Here is a 17629-nt window from a genome sequence, read left to right on the forward strand (position 1 = left end):
AACGATGTATAGTTAAGTTCTTAATCTGGTTTACGCTTGTATTTAAATAACCGTACCATGGTTACATTTAAACGCAGGCGACCAGAAACAATAGAATACACTAATTATCAGAAAGATAACCGCAACACTCTGTGGATTTAACTTCACATATCCGGGCTGGGCATCATTTTAGCGATTGGCTCCGGATTACGATTACAAACGAAAATAATATCCCGGCATCCACGGATATCTTCCGCCCGTTTACCGGGATAATTACATTTTTTATGTTTTATCACAAAGAATAAATCCACCGCAATTCATCAGAAACTGGTAGAAGAAATTGTCTAAATCCAGGACTCCAGTACAACATTCTTTCATGTGAAAAACTGCGCAATTTTCTGTATTGTAACCCATAGTATTATATTTTAATTACTTTATAATTCCCTGCCGGGCTTACTTCAAACTTCCATAACTTTGTACCTTTTATGAGTGGATTGCAATAGCTATGAAAAGTGAAGCTTCAAAAACAATACGACTGGCATTACCCATCATCATAGGGGAACTTGCCCAAATGGCACTACACCTGATTGACACCGCAATGGTGGGCGCTATAAGTTACAAACAATTGGCTGCTGCGGCGCTGGTTGTCAACACAATGAACATACCGTTTGTGATTGGGATCGGCATGACAATTTCAGTTTCGCAGATGGTTTCTCTCGCGCATGGCAAACGTGACGGACAGCTGGTTTCCCATTATTTGTTCAATGGATTTTGCCTGTGCGCACTCACCGCTGTTATCATATCCCTGACTTTGGTGTTCGGGAAAAACATTCTTTTCCATTTGGGTCAGGACCCCGAGGTGGTGACGCTTGCCCTTCCGTTTATGCAGCTTATGGGATTGTCCATCATTCCGATGCTGCTTTTCATGACGCTGAAACAGTTTACCGATGGACTGGAATTCACCAAAACGGCGATGATACTCTCGCTTGCCGGGATGCCGATCAATATTCTGCTAAACTGGCTGCTGATTTACGGCAACTGGGGATTTCCGCGACTGGAATTAATCGGTGCAGGCTGGGCAACCCTGATTACCCGTTCACTTATTTTCATCGCACTGGCGATTACGATTTTAAAGCATAAAACGTTCAGCAAATATATCGCAGTAAGTAAAAATCAGTGGAAACTGCGTACCAAAACGCTGGGAGAACTGCTGCATATCGGCATTCCAAGCAGCCTCCAGATAGGCATGGAAGCAGGCGCTTTTGCCGTTTCCGGTATCATTATCGGAACAATCGGGGCGGTGGCGCAGGCTGCACACCAGATTGCATTAAGCTGCGCTTCCTTTACTTTCATGGTTTCTATGGGACTTGCCCAGGCAGGATCTATTCGGGTAAGTAACGCGTTCGGGCAATCAAACTGGCCAAAAATTTCAACCATTGGCAAAAGCACCATGATCACCGCTTTGATCTACGGAATTTTCTGTGCAATTGGTTTCGCAGTATTCCGCCACCAACTGCCGAAAGCATTTAACGATGATTCTCAGGTACTTGAAATGGCTGGTTTACTTTTACTTTTCGCGGCAGTTTTCCAGATTTCAGACAGTACACAGGCAATAAGTGCCGGGCTCCTTCGAGGAATCAAAGACGTCAAAGCACCTACCATGCTGATTGCGATTGCCTACTGGGTGATCGGCTTGCCAACCGGATATATACTTTCCTTCCATTTCGAAATGGGTCCTTCGGGTATTTGGCTCGGCCTTATTATCGGACTTACGCTGGCTTCTGTCTTTTTGATAAATCGGTTTTTAAAAATGTCCAAAAGAAATAACCAGTCATGATTTTCACATTCAAACAAGGGTGATCGATTGGTCGCCCTTGTTTGAATGGCTATACTAAGGTTCCAAAACCGACAGTGTGATCTCGATCGTATCTTCAATTACTTTTTTATCAGGTTGTGATTTGCCGTAGGTTTTAAGCCCCCACAGGTTATTGACCAAAAAAGCACCGAAAGCCCTCGCAGATTGCCTGTCAGATATTTGCCCCTGCTCCTGCCCTCTTTCCAGCGCACGGCCAAATCCATCCTCCATCGCAAGCCTTCCCTCCTTGATGATATCCGCAATTTCATCGTCATGCGGCGCAAGTTCAATGCCCGAGTTAACGATAAAACATCCCATGCCCAATTTTGTCCCGGAACAATCTTTTGCCGATGCCTGAAATATACTTCTGATCACCTTTTTAATATCCTCAGCCTCATCCAACAGCGTAATCATGCCGCCTGTTTCCCGCACGCGGTAACGTTTCAGTGCCCGGATAAATAAAGTGCGCTTATCGCCATAGGTATCATACAAGCTCGAACGGCTAAGCCCCAGCCCATCTACTATTTCCTGTGCGGATATCCTATTGTAACCCTTGTGCCAAAACAGATCGACCGCCTTATCCAGCACCAGATCCTCATTAAATTCTTTTGTTCTTGCCATAAAACATTTATTGTTTTTCAATGAACATTCCCGGTGCTACGCCGGTCCGTTCACAATTTCCGCTTCTTAAATTTTGCAACAACACTAACGCATAACAACGCTGTTACAAGATTAAGCCTGTTTAGCAGAATATTTTTCCAGCTGGGAAAGCAGCTCCTTCATTTTTTTCAGGCTTGTATTAATCTCATTTTCACCAAACCGGTAAGCAGGCCCGGAAACACAAACCACGGCAACCACTTTACGCTGATGAAAGACGGGAATAGCCACGCAGTTAAGGTCTTCTTCATATTGTCCAAGATCGGTCGCAAAACCATTTTCCTTGATCTGTTTTGTCTCCTCTTTTAATTTCTGATTGAAATTTTCATCATTAAACTTCATCAGGCTCGTCTGCAAATGATCCGAATACGACAGAAAAACCTTACCGATGGCCGTTGTCGTCATTTCGTATTCCTTCCCGAGTTCCAGAGAAATCCGCACCGAACGATTGGGTTCACATTTAAGCTCGTGCCTGAAATAAGAGCCCATCTGAATCGCCAGATATGACGTTTCCTTCGTGTATTCGGTGATGCTTTCAAGTACGGGACGTAGTTCCTTTTTAATTTGAAAAAGCGAAACATCCGGAGAGTACAAGCACTGAAACTTGTAAGTAATACGATAACGCGGCGTTAATTCATCTTGTTCAATATAGCCCAATTCTTTCAGCGTATTCAGAAAGTTATGCACAGTGGTTTTCTTTAAACCTACCGCATCGGCAATATCATTGAGTCTTACGAAATTTCCGTTGAAGGCAATGTATTCCAGTATTTCGAAAGCCCGGCTAATGGATTGTATCATAAAGTTCAGCAATAATGAACAAATTGACAATAACTATCTAAAATCGTTTATTTAGTTCAAAACTAACGTATGTTTGGAGCAGTTGCAAGTGTTCGGTCAGATATGAATGCTGCGTGCGCATTGCAATTGAAAATTGGCATGATGATTCAAGTAAAAAGCAACAGTGAAATTTTAAAAGTATGGAAAAGAGGAAATTAGGTAACTCAGCTATTGAAATTGCTCCCCTGGTTTTTGGCGGTAACGTTTTTGGCTGGACAGCCGATGAAGCGATGACATTCCGCTTGCTAGATGCATTCACGGATGCCGGTTTTAACGCGGTGGATACGGCGGATGTTTATTCGGCCTGGGTACCGGGAAATAGCGGCGGAGAATCTGAAACGGCTATTGGAAAATGGTTTAAAAAGAGCGGAAAACGCGACAGGGTTATTCTGGCGACCAAAGTTGGCGCCGAGCTAAGCAAGGACCCAAAAGGTTTATCAAAGAAATACATTATTGCCGCCGCCGAGGCTTCGCTAAAAAGACTTCAGACCGATTATATTGATTTATACCAGTCGCATTATGATGATCCCCAGACGCCAATTACTGAAACGCTGGAAGCGTATGACCAGCTTGTAAAGGACGGAAAGGTGCGTATCATCGGAGCATCCAACTTTGCGGTGGCACGCCTGGAAGAGTCGATCAAGATAAGTCAGCAGGAAAAACTGGCGGTGTATCAGACGTTCCAGCCCGAATTCAATTTGTTCGACAGGGAAGATTTTGAAACAAATATTGCCCCCTTTACCACGGCAAACAACGTCGGCGTTATCAGCTATTTTTCATTGGCCAGCGGATTCCTTTCCGGAAAATACAGGTCGAAAGATGATTTACAGGGTAGCAAAAGAAGCGGCATGGTTGAAAAATATTTAACTGCCAGAGGATTCAGCATATTAAAAGCACTGGATGAAATCGCCGCCGAATATCACAGCAATCCGGCCATCATATCGCTGTCCTGGCTTATCGCACACCCAGCCGTGACGGCTCCGATTGTCAGCGCAACCAGTCCGGAACAGTTAAAACAATTAACCGATTCCGCTACGCTAAAATTGAGCGAGGAGGCAATTGTAAAGCTAAATAAGGCCAGTAGCTGGTAATATTTTATTGTCATTAAACCAAACGCCCGGCAGGTTTCCCATGGCAACAGGGCGTTTGGTTTAATGACATGTATCTGGTTCCGGGAATGTTACGCGTTGCTTTTCAAAAAAACCAAACAAGATCAATGCTATGATCCAGGTTTATTCCTTAGTTAAAAGAAAAATCACTGACAACCTTTCAAACCGGCAATAAACTCAACGATCCTTTCCTGATCAAAACCGCCTTCCAGTATTTGTACAAATGCCGATCCAACGATAACGCCATCAACATATTGGTTTACGAAGGAGATATCTTCTTTGGTTTTGATATTAAATCCTACCACAACCGGATTCCTGAAATTGCGGATCTGCAACTGTTCAAAATAGGACTGACTGTCCTCCATTTTATTGGATGCGCCCGTGGTGGAACTGCTGGAAACGGCATACAAAAACCCTTCTGTCGCTTCGTCAATTTGCGCCAGACGCTCTTCACTGGTTTGCGGTGAGATCATAAAAACCGATGCAAGATTGTTTTGCCGGTAAAAAGTGCTGTAATGCCTTTTAAACTCTATCAAGGGCAGATCTGGCAATAACAGGCCGTCAATGCCTATTTTTCCGCATTGACGGCAAAATTTTTCAAAGCCATACTGATACACAGGATTCATGGAACCCATCAATACAATGGGAATCGAAATGTAATCCCGGATTTCTGCAAGCTGATCAAACAAAAGATCGATCGTCATGCCATTTTCCAAAGCCACCTGATGGCTATGGAGGATCACAGGACCGTCCATTATCGAATCTGAAAACGGAATTCCAATCTCAACAAAATCAATTTCTGAGTTTTGTAATATTTCCAACAAAGGAACTGTATCTTGTAATTTTGGATAACCTGCGGTCAAATAAATACTTAGTTTTTTACGCGAGCTCCGAAAAATTTCGCTTAGCCGGTTTTCATGTAACATGCTCATGATTCGCTTTTTTGAGAAGTTGAATATTGAATATATGTTTCTAAATCTTTGTCGCCCCTGCCAGAGAGGCATACGACTACGACATCCTTTGATTTTAAGCGCAACTGAGCCAGCGCGGCCAAAGCATGCGCAGATTCGATAGCCGGAATGATTCCCTCATTTTTGCTGAGTGCTATGCCCGCATCCATGGCTTCGTCATCTGTGACGGCCACAAATTCCGCCCGGCCGGTGTCATGCAGATAAGCGTGAAGTGGGCCGATCCCGGGATAGTCCAATCCGGCTGAAATTGAATGAGCTTCCAGCACCTGCCCCTCTATTGTCTGCATAAACTTTGTTTTTGTACCGTGCAGAATTCCTTCTTTCCCGAGAAACGTAGCCGCAGCGGAAAATCCGGAGTGTAACCCTTTCCCCGCCGCTTCGGCTGCAATCAGTCTGACAGCAGGGTGATCCAGGAAGTGATAAAAAGACCCGGCCGCGTTACTGCCGCCCCCCACACAAGCCACGACATAATCCGGCAGCTGCTTCCCTGTTAACTCCGGAACCTGGCCCAACAGCTCACAGCTGATCACGGACTGAAAACGCGCCACCATATCCGGATAAGGGTGCGGACCAACCACCGAACCGATCACATAATACGTATCCTCAGGATTGTTGATCCAGTGGCGAAAAGCCTCATTGGTCGCATCCTTCAAGGTTTTACTGCCCGACACGGCCGGAATCACCTCTGCACCCAACAAACGCATACGTTCCACATTGGGAAATTGTCTGACCATATCCACCTCACCCATATAAACCGAGCATGGCATTTTTAACAACGCACAGGCCATGGCTGTGGCCACGCCGTGAGAACCCGCACCGGTTTCTGCCACGATCCGCTTTTTCCCCAAGCGTTTCGCCAGTAAAACCTGCCCCAGCGTATTGTTGATTTTATGCGAACCGGAATGGCATAAATCTTCCCTTTTCAGCAATATGCTCGCTCCATACAATCCCGATAAATACGGCGACGGATACAACGGTGTCTCCCGTCCCGCATAGCGGTGCAAAAGTCTTTTTAACTCATTTTGAAAATCAGGATCGGCCATAATATCCTGATAGTTTTCCGCCAGTTCCGCGACATTGGGAAATAAAACTTCCGGCACAAAAGATCCTCCGTAAGGACCGTAGAACCCGTTTTCATCAACCTGATAAGACATAGTTTTGATAGTTAAAAGAATAAAAAAAGGCTCCCTGCGAACAGAGAGCCTTGTATATAGATCCGAAGAAATACTTAACAGAAAAGCCAGCGTTCACAATACCTGCGTTCGGTATTGCGCCACCAGAAAGAAACCAATGAAATGAAGATTTGCTTTTTCATGCTACAAATGTACACATGAAAAGTATTAGCAAGCAAATATTTTGATCAAAATTATTCACATTTGATCAAAATAATTCACACACAATCAATTCATCACCTCGCGGAACAGCTTTTTAATCACGTCAATTTCCTCAGCATACATTGTTTTTTTTCTTGTACCAAAACTTAATGTATTGATCAGCTTTGTTTTGCCTTCCCATAAACGTTTAATCTGTCCATTATCTACTTCTTTTTTGCATAAAAAGTCTGGAATAATGGCGAGTCCTTTACCGCTGGTCAGGCAGCGTACAATGGAGTTCAAATTGGGGACGATATAATTTGGCCTGAAATCCGGGTATTTGTTAAAATTCAACTGCCAGAACTTCCTTAAATGTTCCATATCGCCCGTTGTGCCATACCACTTCTGCTGTTTCAGCCAGGTTTCGAGCTTTTCATCATCGTTCTCCGCCAGAATTTCATTTAACCTGACATCATCAATCTCGTTACCACCGACCAAAACAATTGTTTCAGAAGAAAAAGCTTCATGCTCAATTTCCGGACTCGTCCCCTTTTGCGGTGTGATGATCAGATCGAGAATCCCTTTTTCAAGGTTATCCAGCATCTCCGGATAAAGACCAAACTGGATGATAACATTGAAAGGCAGGGTTGAAATATACTGTTCAAGCGTGATCTGGAAAGTTTCAAAACACATCCCGACACTGATCGTCGGCGTTTGCTTCTCCGTGCTTTTCTGGAAGTTTTTTTCAGCCTCTTCCAGTTTTGACAGTGGTTCAATAATAAAATTGTAGAAAACCTTTCCCCTTTCCGTCGGGATCATCCGCCGCGCCGTCCTGTCAAAGAGTTTATAACCCACATAACTTTCGAGCGAGCTCAGGTGAAGACTCACACCAGGCTGCGAAATAAATAAAGTTTCTGCCGCGCCTGTCAGCGTTCCGCTCAAATAAATCGCTTTAAATGTCCTGTACCATTCTAAATTTACCATATACTTATGTATCATTTTAATAATACCAAGCTATAAAAGTACTTATTTTTATGATAATTCTTTTCCTGCCAACTTTGTAAAAAGATTCAGACGGAGGAGTATTTCAACACATCGAAAAGCCTCTCTAATGAAAAAGTACAATTATAAATAAAGTCGCATCAATGCGGCATTACGAACGACAAAATCATGGAATACAGAAAATTAGGCACAACAGATTTAAACCTATCAAGCATAACTTACGGCGCTTTTGCCATCGGCGGCTCCATGTGGGGAGGCAACGAAAAAAAGGATTCCATTGACGCCATCCACGCATCTCTGGATCATGGCGTTACCAGCCTGGACACGGCACCGTTTTACGGGTTCGGACTTAGTGAAACATTGATCGGTGAAGCGATCAAGGAAAAGGACAGGTCGAAAATACAGATCCTTAGCAAATTCGGTTTGGTTTGGGACAAGAGCAATCAGGGAAAGGGAAAATATTTTTTCGATGCCACGGACGACCAGGGAAACCGGGTTCCTGTTTATAAATTCGCCTCAAAGGCAAACATCATCAAAGAAGTGGAAGAAAGTCTGAAACGTTTGGGAACAGATTATCTGGACCTGCTTCAAATTCACTGGCCTGATGCCACCACACCGATCGCAGAAACCATGGAAACGATGGATCTGCTGATTCAACAGGGGAAAATAAGAGCGGCGGGGGTTTGCAACTATGATCTTTCCCAAATAAAAACCGCCGGAGAGACAATCAAACTGGCTTCAAATCAGGTTTCTTACAGCATGCTGAACAGAGGTATTGAAACGGACGTCGTGCCTTATTCACTTGCAAACGATATTTCTATTATCGCATACAGTCCATTGGAAAGAGGGTTGTTAACCGGCAAGTATTTCAAGGATTCTAAGCTAAAAAGCGATGACCACCGTAACGGATATTTCGGACAGTTCCAGCTCGATAAAGTGGAGGCGTTTGTAAACAAAATTCAACCGATCGCCGCCGCCAAAAATGCCACTTTATCTCAGCTTGTGCTGCGCTGGACAACGCTTCAACCCGGTATTACCATCGTGCTGGCCGGTGCCAGAAATGCCCAGCAGGCTATTGAAAATGCAGGAGCGGTGGATATTCAAATCTCTGAGGAGGAATTAAAATTCATAGGCAAAAATCTTGCACAGCTCAATAAATAACGGTTAACAATTGCGTTTTATAACTATTAATTTCAAGATCATGTCAATAAATAAAGTGTTTATCACCGGTGCGACCGGATATATTGGTGGCTCAGTGGCCGCGCTATTGCTTAAAAAAGGTTATGAAGTGTCGGCACTGGTAAGAAAACAGGCTGATGCCGAAAAGTTGAAAGCATTGGGTATTACACCCGTTCCCGGCGCCATTCATGATACGGCGGTTTTGCGTAAAGCAACCGAAAATGCCGATGCCGTTATCCATACCGCTGATGCCGACGATGTGTATTCAGTCGTTACGTTTCTCGAAGCGTTAAAAGGAACGGGTAAAACTTTTGTTTTCACTTCCGGATCAAGTCTGGTTGGGGATAATGCAAAAGGTGAAAAGGGTGATATTGTATATTCCGAAGATATCCCCGTGCAGCCAAAATTGGAAAAACTACACCGCGTGGCACTCAATGACCATATACTTGCCGCCGCGAAAGAAAATGTACGAACTATCGTCATTGTCCCGACCATGGTTTATGGTACAGGAACCGGGATCAAACCTGATAGCATTCAGGTCCCGATGCTGATTGATATCGCGCGGGAAAAACAGGCCGGCGTTTACATTGAAAAAGGTGAAAATAAATGGTCCAATGTCCATATTGAGGACCTGGCGGCACTTTATGTGCTAGCCCTTGAAAATGCGCCGACAGGTTCTTACTTCTATGCCGAAAACGGTAGTGCATCTTTGAAAGACGTTGCCGTGAGCATTAGCAACATGTTAGGCTTCGGAGGTAAATCTTTATCCATTAGCCTGGATAACGCTATTGAAAAATGGGGCCCAGATGCGGCAGCCTACGGGTTTGCATCAAACAGTCTGGTGAATGCTGATAAAGCAAAAAAACTGCTGGGATGGCAGCCAAAATACGGATCAATTCTGGAAGATATCGAGCAGGGATCGTACAAAACCATTCATGCCAGCAAATAGGAAAATTTAATTATTCCAATAGCATCGTTTCAAAATAATCTCAGTTGTACCGATCATTCGAGAAAAGTTACAGCCGGGGTTATTTTTTTGGTGCCGGTCCGCCAAAATTTCGTCTCTTTTATTTAGAATCTGTCTTGATTTTTTTATTCTTTATTGCTATTATTACTATGTTTCTCACCAAATTAACCAGACTCTACTCATGAAGTTAACTGACAAAAAACCCTCCGTCATGGGGTTCAACAATGACGCGTATCTCCAATACCTTATTCTTCGGTATATTCTGAATTCCGACGATCCGAAATGGGAATCTCTGAGATGGACCAATACCGAAGAAATTTCAGCCGAAACCTGGATCGCACTGCACAACACGGCAAAAAATGATGTAGAAAATCAGGGAGGAACCCTGACAGCTTATGAGTTTGTCAACAATGAGCTCGTCATTCACGAAAAAATCAACTCAAATGCATGGCCAACCAACTGGATGTGGGTTATTGAATCTTAGTAAAAACCGGGGAGATTTTGCCGAACCAGCAAAAGCCGCAAGTGCAACAATATTCGTTTCTCCTCGCTTTCTTCACGCTTCCTTTTAATACTTGTTCACCGGTACGCGGGCTACGCCCCGGCCCGGTACAGTTATTCCTATTCCGTCTTTTGTCAACCCGGATTTTGCTTTGAGCAATGCATAATCAGCCGGATTGCAGTTTGGTTGTCATATAAGTATGTAAAAAATAAAAGTATTTTAATTTATATATAAAATTAAATTTTACATTGCACTCATGTAAGAAAATACATAAAATATACATGCTTACACATCTAGTTTCACCAAGACATGATTAGCCATGAAAACGATTTTCTATTATTTTCAATCGGTACAAAAAACATCCCTAACCACGGTCATGTTGCTCTTCGTATCCCTTTTTTATTCATGCAGTATGATTGGTAAAGAAGAAAACGCGGTTGTAACAATAGACCTAAAAAGCGATAGTACTTATCTGGAAGGCCGGATGCTTTATCTTGGCAACACGGCTACGAGAGATTTTGTGGATTCGGCAGTTGTAAAAAATGGCAAAATACAATTTAACGTTAAAGTCGGAAAAGATTTCCTGCCATTCAACGCCAGCATACTTCATAAAACCCTGGATCCAAGAATGCCTTATCAAATAATAGGATTCAGAAACCCATACATCGCAAAAACTTCTGAATCTGCCTTTTATGTCGACCGAGGCATCTCCAGATTTGAAACGTATAAATTATGGGAGAAAAACAACTCGACGAAAATAACCAGCCTGAATTTTATCAATATCAACAAACAAACAGAAGCGTCATACAAACATCTGCTATTAAGGATCAGTCCCGTACAATCACAAAAAAACCGGGATTTTAACAGCAAACTGGTTCAAAAATATGCTTACTCTTTTGACATGCTCAGCCTAATCAATTTCAACAAAGGCAAGCTGAAAGAAAATGAATTAAAACACCTCCTATCGTTATTCGACGAACGCGTTAAAAATTCAGCCGGATTCAAAAAATTAACCATTTACACGAAATATGAGAACAAAACCGGAACTTCTTTCCCAACAGATATCGCGCTGAAAAAACCGGATAAAACCCTTGCCTCTCAGGTTCTCGATGACACAAAAAAGTATAATCTGGTCGTTTTCTGGGCGAGCTGGTGCGGCCCCTGCCGCATGGAAATTCCACAGATCCGATCGCTTTACGACAGGCATAAAGATAATCTGCACATCACTAGTATTTCGACTGATAAAAGCGAAAAACACTGGCAAACTGCGCTTGAAAAAGAGCAAATGCCCTGGCCGCAATATTTAGTGCATGATGAAACTTCATTGGCCAAACTAAGCAAAAAATATCAATTGGAAACCATTCCTGTGTGGCTCCTTTTTGATTCAGAAAACAGGCTAATCGACAGACAGGTCGGATACTCGGAAGGTGCAGATGGTATTGAAAAAAAAGTGGAAGCGCACTTTAAAACGAAATAATCAAGCTGGCAGCTCCACCACCAGCTCTGTTCCGCGTGCATCGGACGAAATATTCATTTGTCCATTTAGCTTGACAACCCGTTCTTTGATCGACCGCAGCCCCATCCCCTCCTCCTGACTTTGTGAATCAAAACCTTTGCCATTGTCTCTGATGTGCATCACAACCAACTTTTGATCCTTGTAAAGGATGATATCAATCCGCTGTGCCTTACTATGTTTCAAAATGTTGGTAATGCCCTCCTGAATAATTCTGAGCAGTTCTATTTTGATGTGGTGCGGCAAATCCACCAGGGATTCATCGTCTATCAGCAACTCCTGCTCAAATAAATTCCGGGGTAAAGCCTTGGCCATGACATTTTCTATAATCTCAGAAAAAGAGGATTTGGCCTCCTTTTCTGACAACCTGAACCATTCATGACTTTTCGTTCTTACACGGAGATAGGCCTGTTCAACAATGTTTGTAATCTCAAACAAACGCTGCCCCTGTTGCTTATCATCAGATGTCCGGGCTTCCTGTTCCAATAGCATTTTGGCAGAAGCAAGCGTTCCGGCCAGATCGTCATGAAGCTCCATACTGATCCGTTTTTGCTCGATCTTGGTCACCAACCGATTTCTTTCTTCCAATGCAGCAATCTGGATTTGGCTCGCGAAACTAAGTTTTTCAATTTTACTTTGCGATAATTGTTCTGCCTCCATTTCTTTGATCTTCAATTTCCGGTTGCGATTATAGAAAACCATGCCTACAACAACAAGGCTAAGCAAGGCTATGATTGTGATGGCTATTGCGCGGTCACGCTCTTTACCCCTAAGCATATTTTCCCCTTCCAGACCCTTAACCTGCGCTTCCTTTTTGACAAAATTATATTTTTGTTCAACTTCAAAAATATGACCTCGGTTTTTAAAAACATCCATCGAGTCTCCCGTCATTTTGTTGATTTCAAGATAAACCAAAGCATCCTCTCCACGATTTTTCTCTTTATAATATTTGTACAAAACAGCGCTCACTTCATTTACCAGCGGTATTCTTTTGCGTAAAATCATGCCTTTTTCATCCCTGGAATCTGAAATCAGCTTTTCGAAAATCACCACAGCCTCGCCCTCCCTGCCAACTTTCATCAGACTTAATGCCTTGTATTTTAACAGATAAACGATACTTATCTCCTTTGCCAACATGGCATTATAGGGTTTCGAAACCAGCAGCGAATCGCACAAGTAAATGCACAGATCAAAATCCTTAGCAAAGTAAGCATCGACAGCACTAAATGTTTTAAATACCGGATTTTGAATATTTTTCGAAGCAGCATCCCGGATTAACGCCTTTATCTTTTCCCGATAGATGGCTTCGCCCTCCTCAAACAACTTCAGATAAATATCAAGCCGATCAACCAAAACATCCTTATAAATATCTTTGTTTTGCTTTTCCTTATAAATATCCCCGTAATAATAAAGTGCGCTGTCCTGATAACTAAGGGCATAATCGTATAATCCAAGTGATTCATATGGCCCGCTTAACGCAGCATACAACTCTCCCAATGCCGTGGTTTTACCCCCAAGCCGAGCTCTTTCCAAAGCAACATAAAGGAAACGTACAGCTTCCTCATAGTTCCCCAAGTATGAATATAAATATCCCTTGAATCGCTCATAGGACACCGATAAATCTTCTTTTTTCCATACTTTTTTTGCACGAGCTAAATCAAGCAGATCACTGCAATATTTCATACTCAATGCATAGTTCCCGAAGGCCGCATAATACGTAGTCAAGTGACTCAATATCTCAACATTTTCACTACCCGATCGTTGCGGAGAAATTTGTTCCGCGAGGCCGGAAGCAATGCGATCCAGCTCGGTTTTAAAATGCAGCGGTACATTACTTCTGCTAAATTCCAGGATTTTTATCTGCTCAGTTATACTCAGCGCTACTTTACCTTTCGGGACTGGCTTACAGCTATCTGGCAGCAACTTCAGCAGATCCGGGCTGACCTGTGCACGTATAGCATTAGGCAAAAAAACAAACAAAACAAAGGCCAATGTTACAAATAACAGTAGGCGCCTGTTAATCAACACATAAAAATTTACCATAAAATGCACTTGCTAAATTTTAACCGTACCTGCGCAATAGAAATGACTCTATTGTTTAATAGAATTTTTTCTATCATTTTCTAGATAGATGAGTTTGACGAACCCTTTCGTGAAAAGTCACCTTCATTCCATAAATTTTTAGAGAAAATTTTCCGACGATCAGTCTGCGCCAACAGGACACGCTTATTTGAAATTTATCCGGCCAGAATAAGGGTAGAAATCATGCCAACCAGCAAGCGTATACGTTAATCACGACGAGATACTGACGGTAGCCAGAACCGTGCACGAGCATTTGCAATGATAATCGTGATTTCAAACATAAAAAACCGACCAAAAAACTTTGGCCGGTTTTCAATTACTACCTATTTTCATTTTTTATCTATACAATCCCCCCCATCAACGGGTCCGTTTTCGTAACGACACCGGTTTCTACGTGGCCAGCAAAACGTTCTTCAAAAATCGCATTCCCTTTCAGTTTTACGCTGAAATCATACCAGTTGTGATTTTTTGACAGGTTTAAAATCACCGCAGTCTGCGCTCCGGCAGCGATTGTTTTATGCTGAGATCCCGACTTGTAACTGTTATCAGCCAATATCAAGGTATGAGCTTTGGTATCCTTATTGGTTATGGTAACAACAACATTTCCGGTTAACCGTGCCGCGTTCAGTCTTGCACCTTCATAATGCACCGTTATTTTAACCAAAGGATTTTGCGCATTTCCGGCAAATTCCCTGTAAAAACCGTTGGGGCCATAAACGCGCAAATGATATTGTTCGTTATCAAAATCTTTAAGGTTCCACGCATCTTTCAACACATCGCCTGCCGCCACGCTGTAATCCCATGATCTCAACGGATCGTTTTGGAACGGACTCATGGCATAAACCCGAAATGGTGCCCCCGCCGTTTTATTCCCAAAAACCTTATTCCCGGCACTGAATGACAGCTCTACCCTATTTTTCGCCTTGTTAAAAACATTGTGCGCATACATTTCATAAGGAAGCGGACAAGCCGGACGCACACCTTTTTCCTGTTTAGGGAAATACGGTGATTCGGCATGATTGGTATTGATCTGCTCAATTTCAGCAGCCGTTAACTGCTTATAATTGGCCGGAGCCTCCTTGAATTGCGCCTGATGAATGCCTTCAATAAATGGTTTTCTTTCCAAAAACTCTGGTTTGGTAATCGTCTCACCATTGTATGGACGGAATACCGACGTCAGGTCCCCGCAAATGGTGCGTCGCCATTCCGTGATATTTTCTTCCTTGATTTTTTTATTAAACTTCTTTTCCAAAAAGTTTTCCAGAAACTGCAAAGACGAAGTATGGTCAAAAACCTCGGAGTTGACAAAACCGCCGCGTGACCACGGAGAGGCAATAATCATCGGCACCCGATAACCCAGCCCGATGGCCCCCTCCCGGATATTGCTTTCCACCATCGAAGGATTTGTCTGCTGGCTGCGGGTCGCAAAATCCATTTTCGGATCAATGCCTTTGGATACCTTTCCCGTGTTTTCTTTATACGGGTTGGGAACGACATACGGAGCCATGTGATCGAAATAACCATCGTTTTCGTCATAGGTGACGATGAAAATCGTCTTCTTCCACACTTCCGGATTTTGGAGTAAAATGTCCATCGCCTCGCTCACATACCAGGGGCCAAACCAGGGCTGACCCGGATGATCGGAAAAATGAGCGGGTGGCATCAGCCAGGAAACCGTCGGCAAAGTTCCGTTTTTAACGTCTTCACGGAACTGGTGGAACACGTCTCCCTTGGGCACTTTAAACGTCCGTTCTTTACCATCGTCATCGTATTTCAGTGATTCCAGTTCATGATAATACTGGTCATTGATGTTGGTGATAAACGCTTTGTTATGCAGTTCTTTTGCCTGTTCCGAAAGGCTGTTGTAAGTTTCAGTGGTAAATCTGGCCTGAGCGGTTTCAATCAGAGAAAGCAGTTTCTTTGCTGCGGCAAGCCGTTGCGTGACCTTTTCATCCGAAGGCTGTTTTTCCAGCGCGGAAATCTGCTGGACTATATTTTCCTTTTTGGTCTGTAAATTGGCAATTCCTCCTTCGTGCAAACGTACATTGTACTGTTTGTAATATTCCAGCACGTTTGTTCCGAAATTGCTTAGCCATGCGCTTTCCTCTCCTTTCAAACCATAACCCATGGTCAATTCATTCTGGTAAACTTTCCAGGAAACGCCATTTTCCTGAAGACGCTCCGGATACGTTTTCCAACCGAGTTCCGGGTATTCATAGTTACTGTTATTCCATAAATGTGCAACGGCGTCCACCTCATTTTTCTCACGAACCGTGCCCGTCATCCAATAATGACGATTAGGGTGCGTACCCGTTATGCTTGAACAAAAATTGTGATCACAAACCGTAAAAGCATCAGCCAGTGAATAGTAAAAAGGAAAATCTTTACGGTCACAATACCCCATGGTTAAAGGAATTTTGGCATAATCCTTGTTCCGGGCCTTCTTCACATCCAGCCATTTGTCATATTTCCCGCCGTTCATCGCATCCGTCTGGTCCGTCCAGCCATGGGGAATTGAACCCATCCAGGCCACTTTTGTATCCTTTACATTCAATTGAAACGGGCCATAAGTTTCCCCCTCCTTATTGGTTTGCAGCCATACTTTGTTCTTGTTCGGCAGCGTAATCGCACGTGGGTCATTATAACCGCGTACGCCCTGCAAAGTACCCAGTTGGTGATCAAACGACCGGTTTTCCTGCATCAAAAACACAATATGCTCCGCGTCATAAAAAGTACTGCCCAGCGCCGGATTTATTGCCAAAGCCTTCTCAATCACGGCTGGCAGCATATTCGCCATAGCGCCGGTGCCCGACAGAAGCGCTGCTTTTTTTAAGAAATCTCTTCTTGAATTCATTTTAATTAAGATACTTTACAAAAAATGACCGATACAATCCCAATATCGGCCGGATTTTACCTGAATTTTACAACATATAATTCCCGTCAAATATATTACCGTAAACCGGGCCCCGTGTTAAGCATGGGTTAACAGATGGTCACTTTTCTGTTATTAATTTGATAATAAAAATTCCTGCACAGACTAAACTACGCATTACCAAATCAAATAATCAGCAACGACCTTCGACGACACAAAAATGTCGCATTCACCCCCTGATGTTGCCGTATTCGCACATCTTCTGCACAGAATAATAGCCGTAGGTTTGTATCATGCAAAAGCAAAATACAATATACAAACCTTTAAACGAGTAAATTATGGAAACTGTGATCACAAACCAGACTACAAATGCGCCATCAAACAAGATCGTTTTGACGGGAAGAATTATCAGCACACTCTGTGTTTTATTTTTGTTATTTGACGCCATTATGAAAATAGTCAAGGAAATACATTCCATGCAGGGATCCGTGGCATTGGGATGGCCGGCAGATCAGGTACAAAGTATTGGATTCGTCCTGCTTGCCTGCACGATTTTGTACACAATTCCAAGAACCGCCATCCTGGGAGCAGTTTTGTTGACAGGTTATCTGGGAGGCGCAATAGCCATCATGGTACGGGCCGGACAGCCACTGTATTTCGCACTTATTTTCGGTATTTTAGTATGGTGCGGATTACTGCTGCGGGACGAAAAAATGCGCCTTTTCATACTTTCAGGAAAATAGAAGCAGAATAATCGTTACGGGATAACCATAGAAATATATCGCAAAAAA

At 43.1% G+C, this 17629-nt stretch carries 14 protein-coding genes; 7 read left to right on the plus strand and 7 right to left on the minus strand.

The genetic code is table 11. The features are described from left to right. Nucleotides 1-484: 484 nt before the first annotated feature. Nucleotides 485-1816 (plus strand): MATE family efflux transporter, encoded by a 1332-nt coding sequence (locus tag RB622_RS16580; protein WP_308047693.1) that lies wholly within the window; start codon nucleotides 485-487, stop codon nucleotides 1814-1816. A gap of 54 nt (nucleotides 1817-1870) precedes the next feature. Here RB622_RS16580 and RB622_RS16585 read toward each other — a convergent pair whose 3' ends face one another. Together RB622_RS16585 and RB622_RS16590 are read right to left on the minus strand one after the other, a co-directional pair. After that, nucleotides 1871-2455 carry a TetR/AcrR family transcriptional regulator gene (locus RB622_RS16585; protein ID WP_308047694.1) on the minus strand — a complete coding sequence of 195 codons (585 nt, stop codon included), beginning with the start codon at nucleotides 2453-2455 and terminating at the stop codon, nucleotides 1871-1873. A gap of 111 nt (nucleotides 2456-2566) precedes the next feature. After that, entirely contained in the window at nucleotides 2567-3289 is a 723-nt protein-coding gene (locus tag RB622_RS16590; protein WP_308047695.1) for an IclR family transcriptional regulator, read from the minus strand. 179 nt (nucleotides 3290-3468) lie between these two features. Here RB622_RS16590 and RB622_RS16595 point away from each other — a divergent pair, with 179 nt between their 5' ends. Continuing rightward, nucleotides 3469-4419, plus strand: a complete 951-nt coding sequence (locus RB622_RS16595) for an aldo/keto reductase (RefSeq protein ID WP_308047696.1) — start codon at nucleotides 3469-3471, stop codon at nucleotides 4417-4419. Nucleotides 4420-4583: 164 nt separating this feature from the next. Here the strand turns inward: RB622_RS16595 and trpA are convergent, their stop codons facing one another. The 3 genes from trpA to RB622_RS16610 all read right to left on the minus strand — a co-directional run bounded on the left by trpA (nucleotide 4584) and on the right by RB622_RS16610 (nucleotide 7705). After that, a complete protein-coding gene (gene trpA / locus RB622_RS16600; RefSeq protein ID WP_308047697.1) occupies nucleotides 4584-5369 on the minus strand; it encodes a tryptophan synthase subunit alpha in 786 nt (261 codons plus the stop codon). Then, on the minus strand, nucleotides 5366-6562 hold the full coding sequence (gene trpB / locus RB622_RS16605; protein WP_308047698.1) for a tryptophan synthase subunit beta: 1197 nt from the start codon (nucleotides 6560-6562) through the stop codon (nucleotides 5366-5368). Before trpB ends, trpA begins: the two co-directional genes overlap by 4 nt. Before the next feature lie 246 nt (nucleotides 6563-6808). Next, nucleotides 6809-7705, minus strand: coding sequence for a LysR family transcriptional regulator (locus tag RB622_RS16610; RefSeq protein ID WP_308047699.1), 897 nt, complete (start codon nucleotides 7703-7705; stop codon nucleotides 6809-6811). 186 nt (nucleotides 7706-7891) lie between these two features. Here RB622_RS16610 and RB622_RS16615 point away from each other — a divergent pair, with 186 nt between their 5' ends. The 4 genes from RB622_RS16615 (at nucleotide 7892) to RB622_RS16630 (ending at nucleotide 11848) form a co-directional block, all read left to right on the plus strand. Continuing rightward, nucleotides 7892-8884, plus strand: a complete 993-nt coding sequence (locus RB622_RS16615; protein ID WP_308047700.1) for an aldo/keto reductase — start codon at nucleotides 7892-7894, stop codon at nucleotides 8882-8884. A 40-nt stretch (nucleotides 8885-8924) separates the two neighbouring features. After that, nucleotides 8925-9851: an NAD-dependent epimerase/dehydratase family protein gene (locus tag RB622_RS16620; RefSeq protein WP_308047701.1), complete on the plus strand. Its 927-nt coding sequence runs from the start codon at nucleotides 8925-8927 to the stop codon at nucleotides 9849-9851. 199 nt (nucleotides 9852-10050) lie between these two features. Then, the gene (locus RB622_RS16625; protein WP_308047702.1) at nucleotides 10051-10353 is read left to right on the plus strand and encodes a hypothetical protein; all 303 of its coding nucleotides are present in this window, start codon (nucleotides 10051-10053) and stop codon (nucleotides 10351-10353) included. A 337-nt stretch (nucleotides 10354-10690) separates the two neighbouring features. Next, nucleotides 10691-11848 carry a TlpA disulfide reductase family protein gene (locus tag RB622_RS16630; protein WP_308047703.1) on the plus strand — a complete coding sequence of 386 codons (1158 nt, stop codon included), beginning with the start codon at nucleotides 10691-10693 and terminating at the stop codon, nucleotides 11846-11848. Here RB622_RS16630 and RB622_RS16635 read toward each other — a convergent pair whose 3' ends face one another. Beyond that, nucleotides 11849-13927 (minus strand): ATP-binding protein, encoded by a 2079-nt coding sequence (locus RB622_RS16635; RefSeq protein WP_308047704.1) that lies wholly within the window; start codon nucleotides 13925-13927, stop codon nucleotides 11849-11851. 379 nt (nucleotides 13928-14306) lie between these two features. Then, on the minus strand, nucleotides 14307-16820 hold the full coding sequence (locus RB622_RS16640; protein ID WP_308047705.1) for a phosphocholine-specific phospholipase C: 2514 nt from the start codon (nucleotides 16818-16820) through the stop codon (nucleotides 14307-14309). Nucleotides 16821-17176: 356 nt separating this feature from the next. Here RB622_RS16640 and RB622_RS16645 point away from each other — a divergent pair, with 356 nt between their 5' ends. After that, complete coding sequence (locus tag RB622_RS16645; protein ID WP_308047706.1) at nucleotides 17177-17581, plus strand: DoxX family protein; 405 nt, start codon at nucleotides 17177-17179, stop codon at nucleotides 17579-17581. Nucleotides 17582-17629 lie beyond the last annotated feature (48 nt).

It is taken from the genome of Dyadobacter sp. LHD-138 (assembly GCF_030929615.1).
Classification (GTDB): Bacteria; Bacteroidota; Bacteroidia; order Cytophagales; family Spirosomataceae; genus Dyadobacter.

Bases quoted from the DNA above. Each gene is read 5' to 3' on its own strand.
- RB622_RS16580 (WP_308047693.1), top strand. From the start codon at position 485: ATGAAAAGTGAAGCTTCAAAAACAATACGACTGGCATTACCCATCATC.
- RB622_RS16585 (WP_308047694.1), bottom strand. From the start codon at position 2,455: ATGGCAAGAACAAAAGAATTTAATGAGGATCTGGTGCTGGATAAGGCG.
- RB622_RS16590 (WP_308047695.1), bottom strand. From the start codon at position 3,289: ATGATACAATCCATTAGCCGGGCTTTCGAAATACTGGAATACATTGCC.
- RB622_RS16595 (WP_308047696.1), top strand. From the start codon at position 3,469: ATGGAAAAGAGGAAATTAGGTAACTCAGCTATTGAAATTGCTCCCCTG.
- trpA (WP_308047697.1), bottom strand. From the start codon at position 5,369: ATGAGCATGTTACATGAAAACCGGCTAAGCGAAATTTTTCGGAGCTCG.
- trpB (WP_308047698.1), bottom strand. From the start codon at position 6,562: ATGTCTTATCAGGTTGATGAAAACGGGTTCTACGGTCCTTACGGAGGA.
- RB622_RS16610 (WP_308047699.1), bottom strand. From the start codon at position 7,705: ATGGTAAATTTAGAATGGTACAGGACATTTAAAGCGATTTATTTGAGC.
- RB622_RS16615 (WP_308047700.1), top strand. From the start codon at position 7,892: ATGGAATACAGAAAATTAGGCACAACAGATTTAAACCTATCAAGCATA.
- RB622_RS16620 (WP_308047701.1), top strand. From the start codon at position 8,925: ATGTCAATAAATAAAGTGTTTATCACCGGTGCGACCGGATATATTGGT.
- RB622_RS16625 (WP_308047702.1), top strand. From the start codon at position 10,051: ATGAAGTTAACTGACAAAAAACCCTCCGTCATGGGGTTCAACAATGAC.
- RB622_RS16630 (WP_308047703.1), top strand. From the start codon at position 10,691: ATGAAAACGATTTTCTATTATTTTCAATCGGTACAAAAAACATCCCTA.
- RB622_RS16635 (WP_308047704.1), bottom strand. From the start codon at position 13,927: ATGGTAAATTTTTATGTGTTGATTAACAGGCGCCTACTGTTATTTGTA.
- RB622_RS16640 (WP_308047705.1), bottom strand. From the start codon at position 16,820: ATGAATTCAAGAAGAGATTTCTTAAAAAAAGCAGCGCTTCTGTCGGGC.
- RB622_RS16645 (WP_308047706.1), top strand. From the start codon at position 17,177: ATGGAAACTGTGATCACAAACCAGACTACAAATGCGCCATCAAACAAG.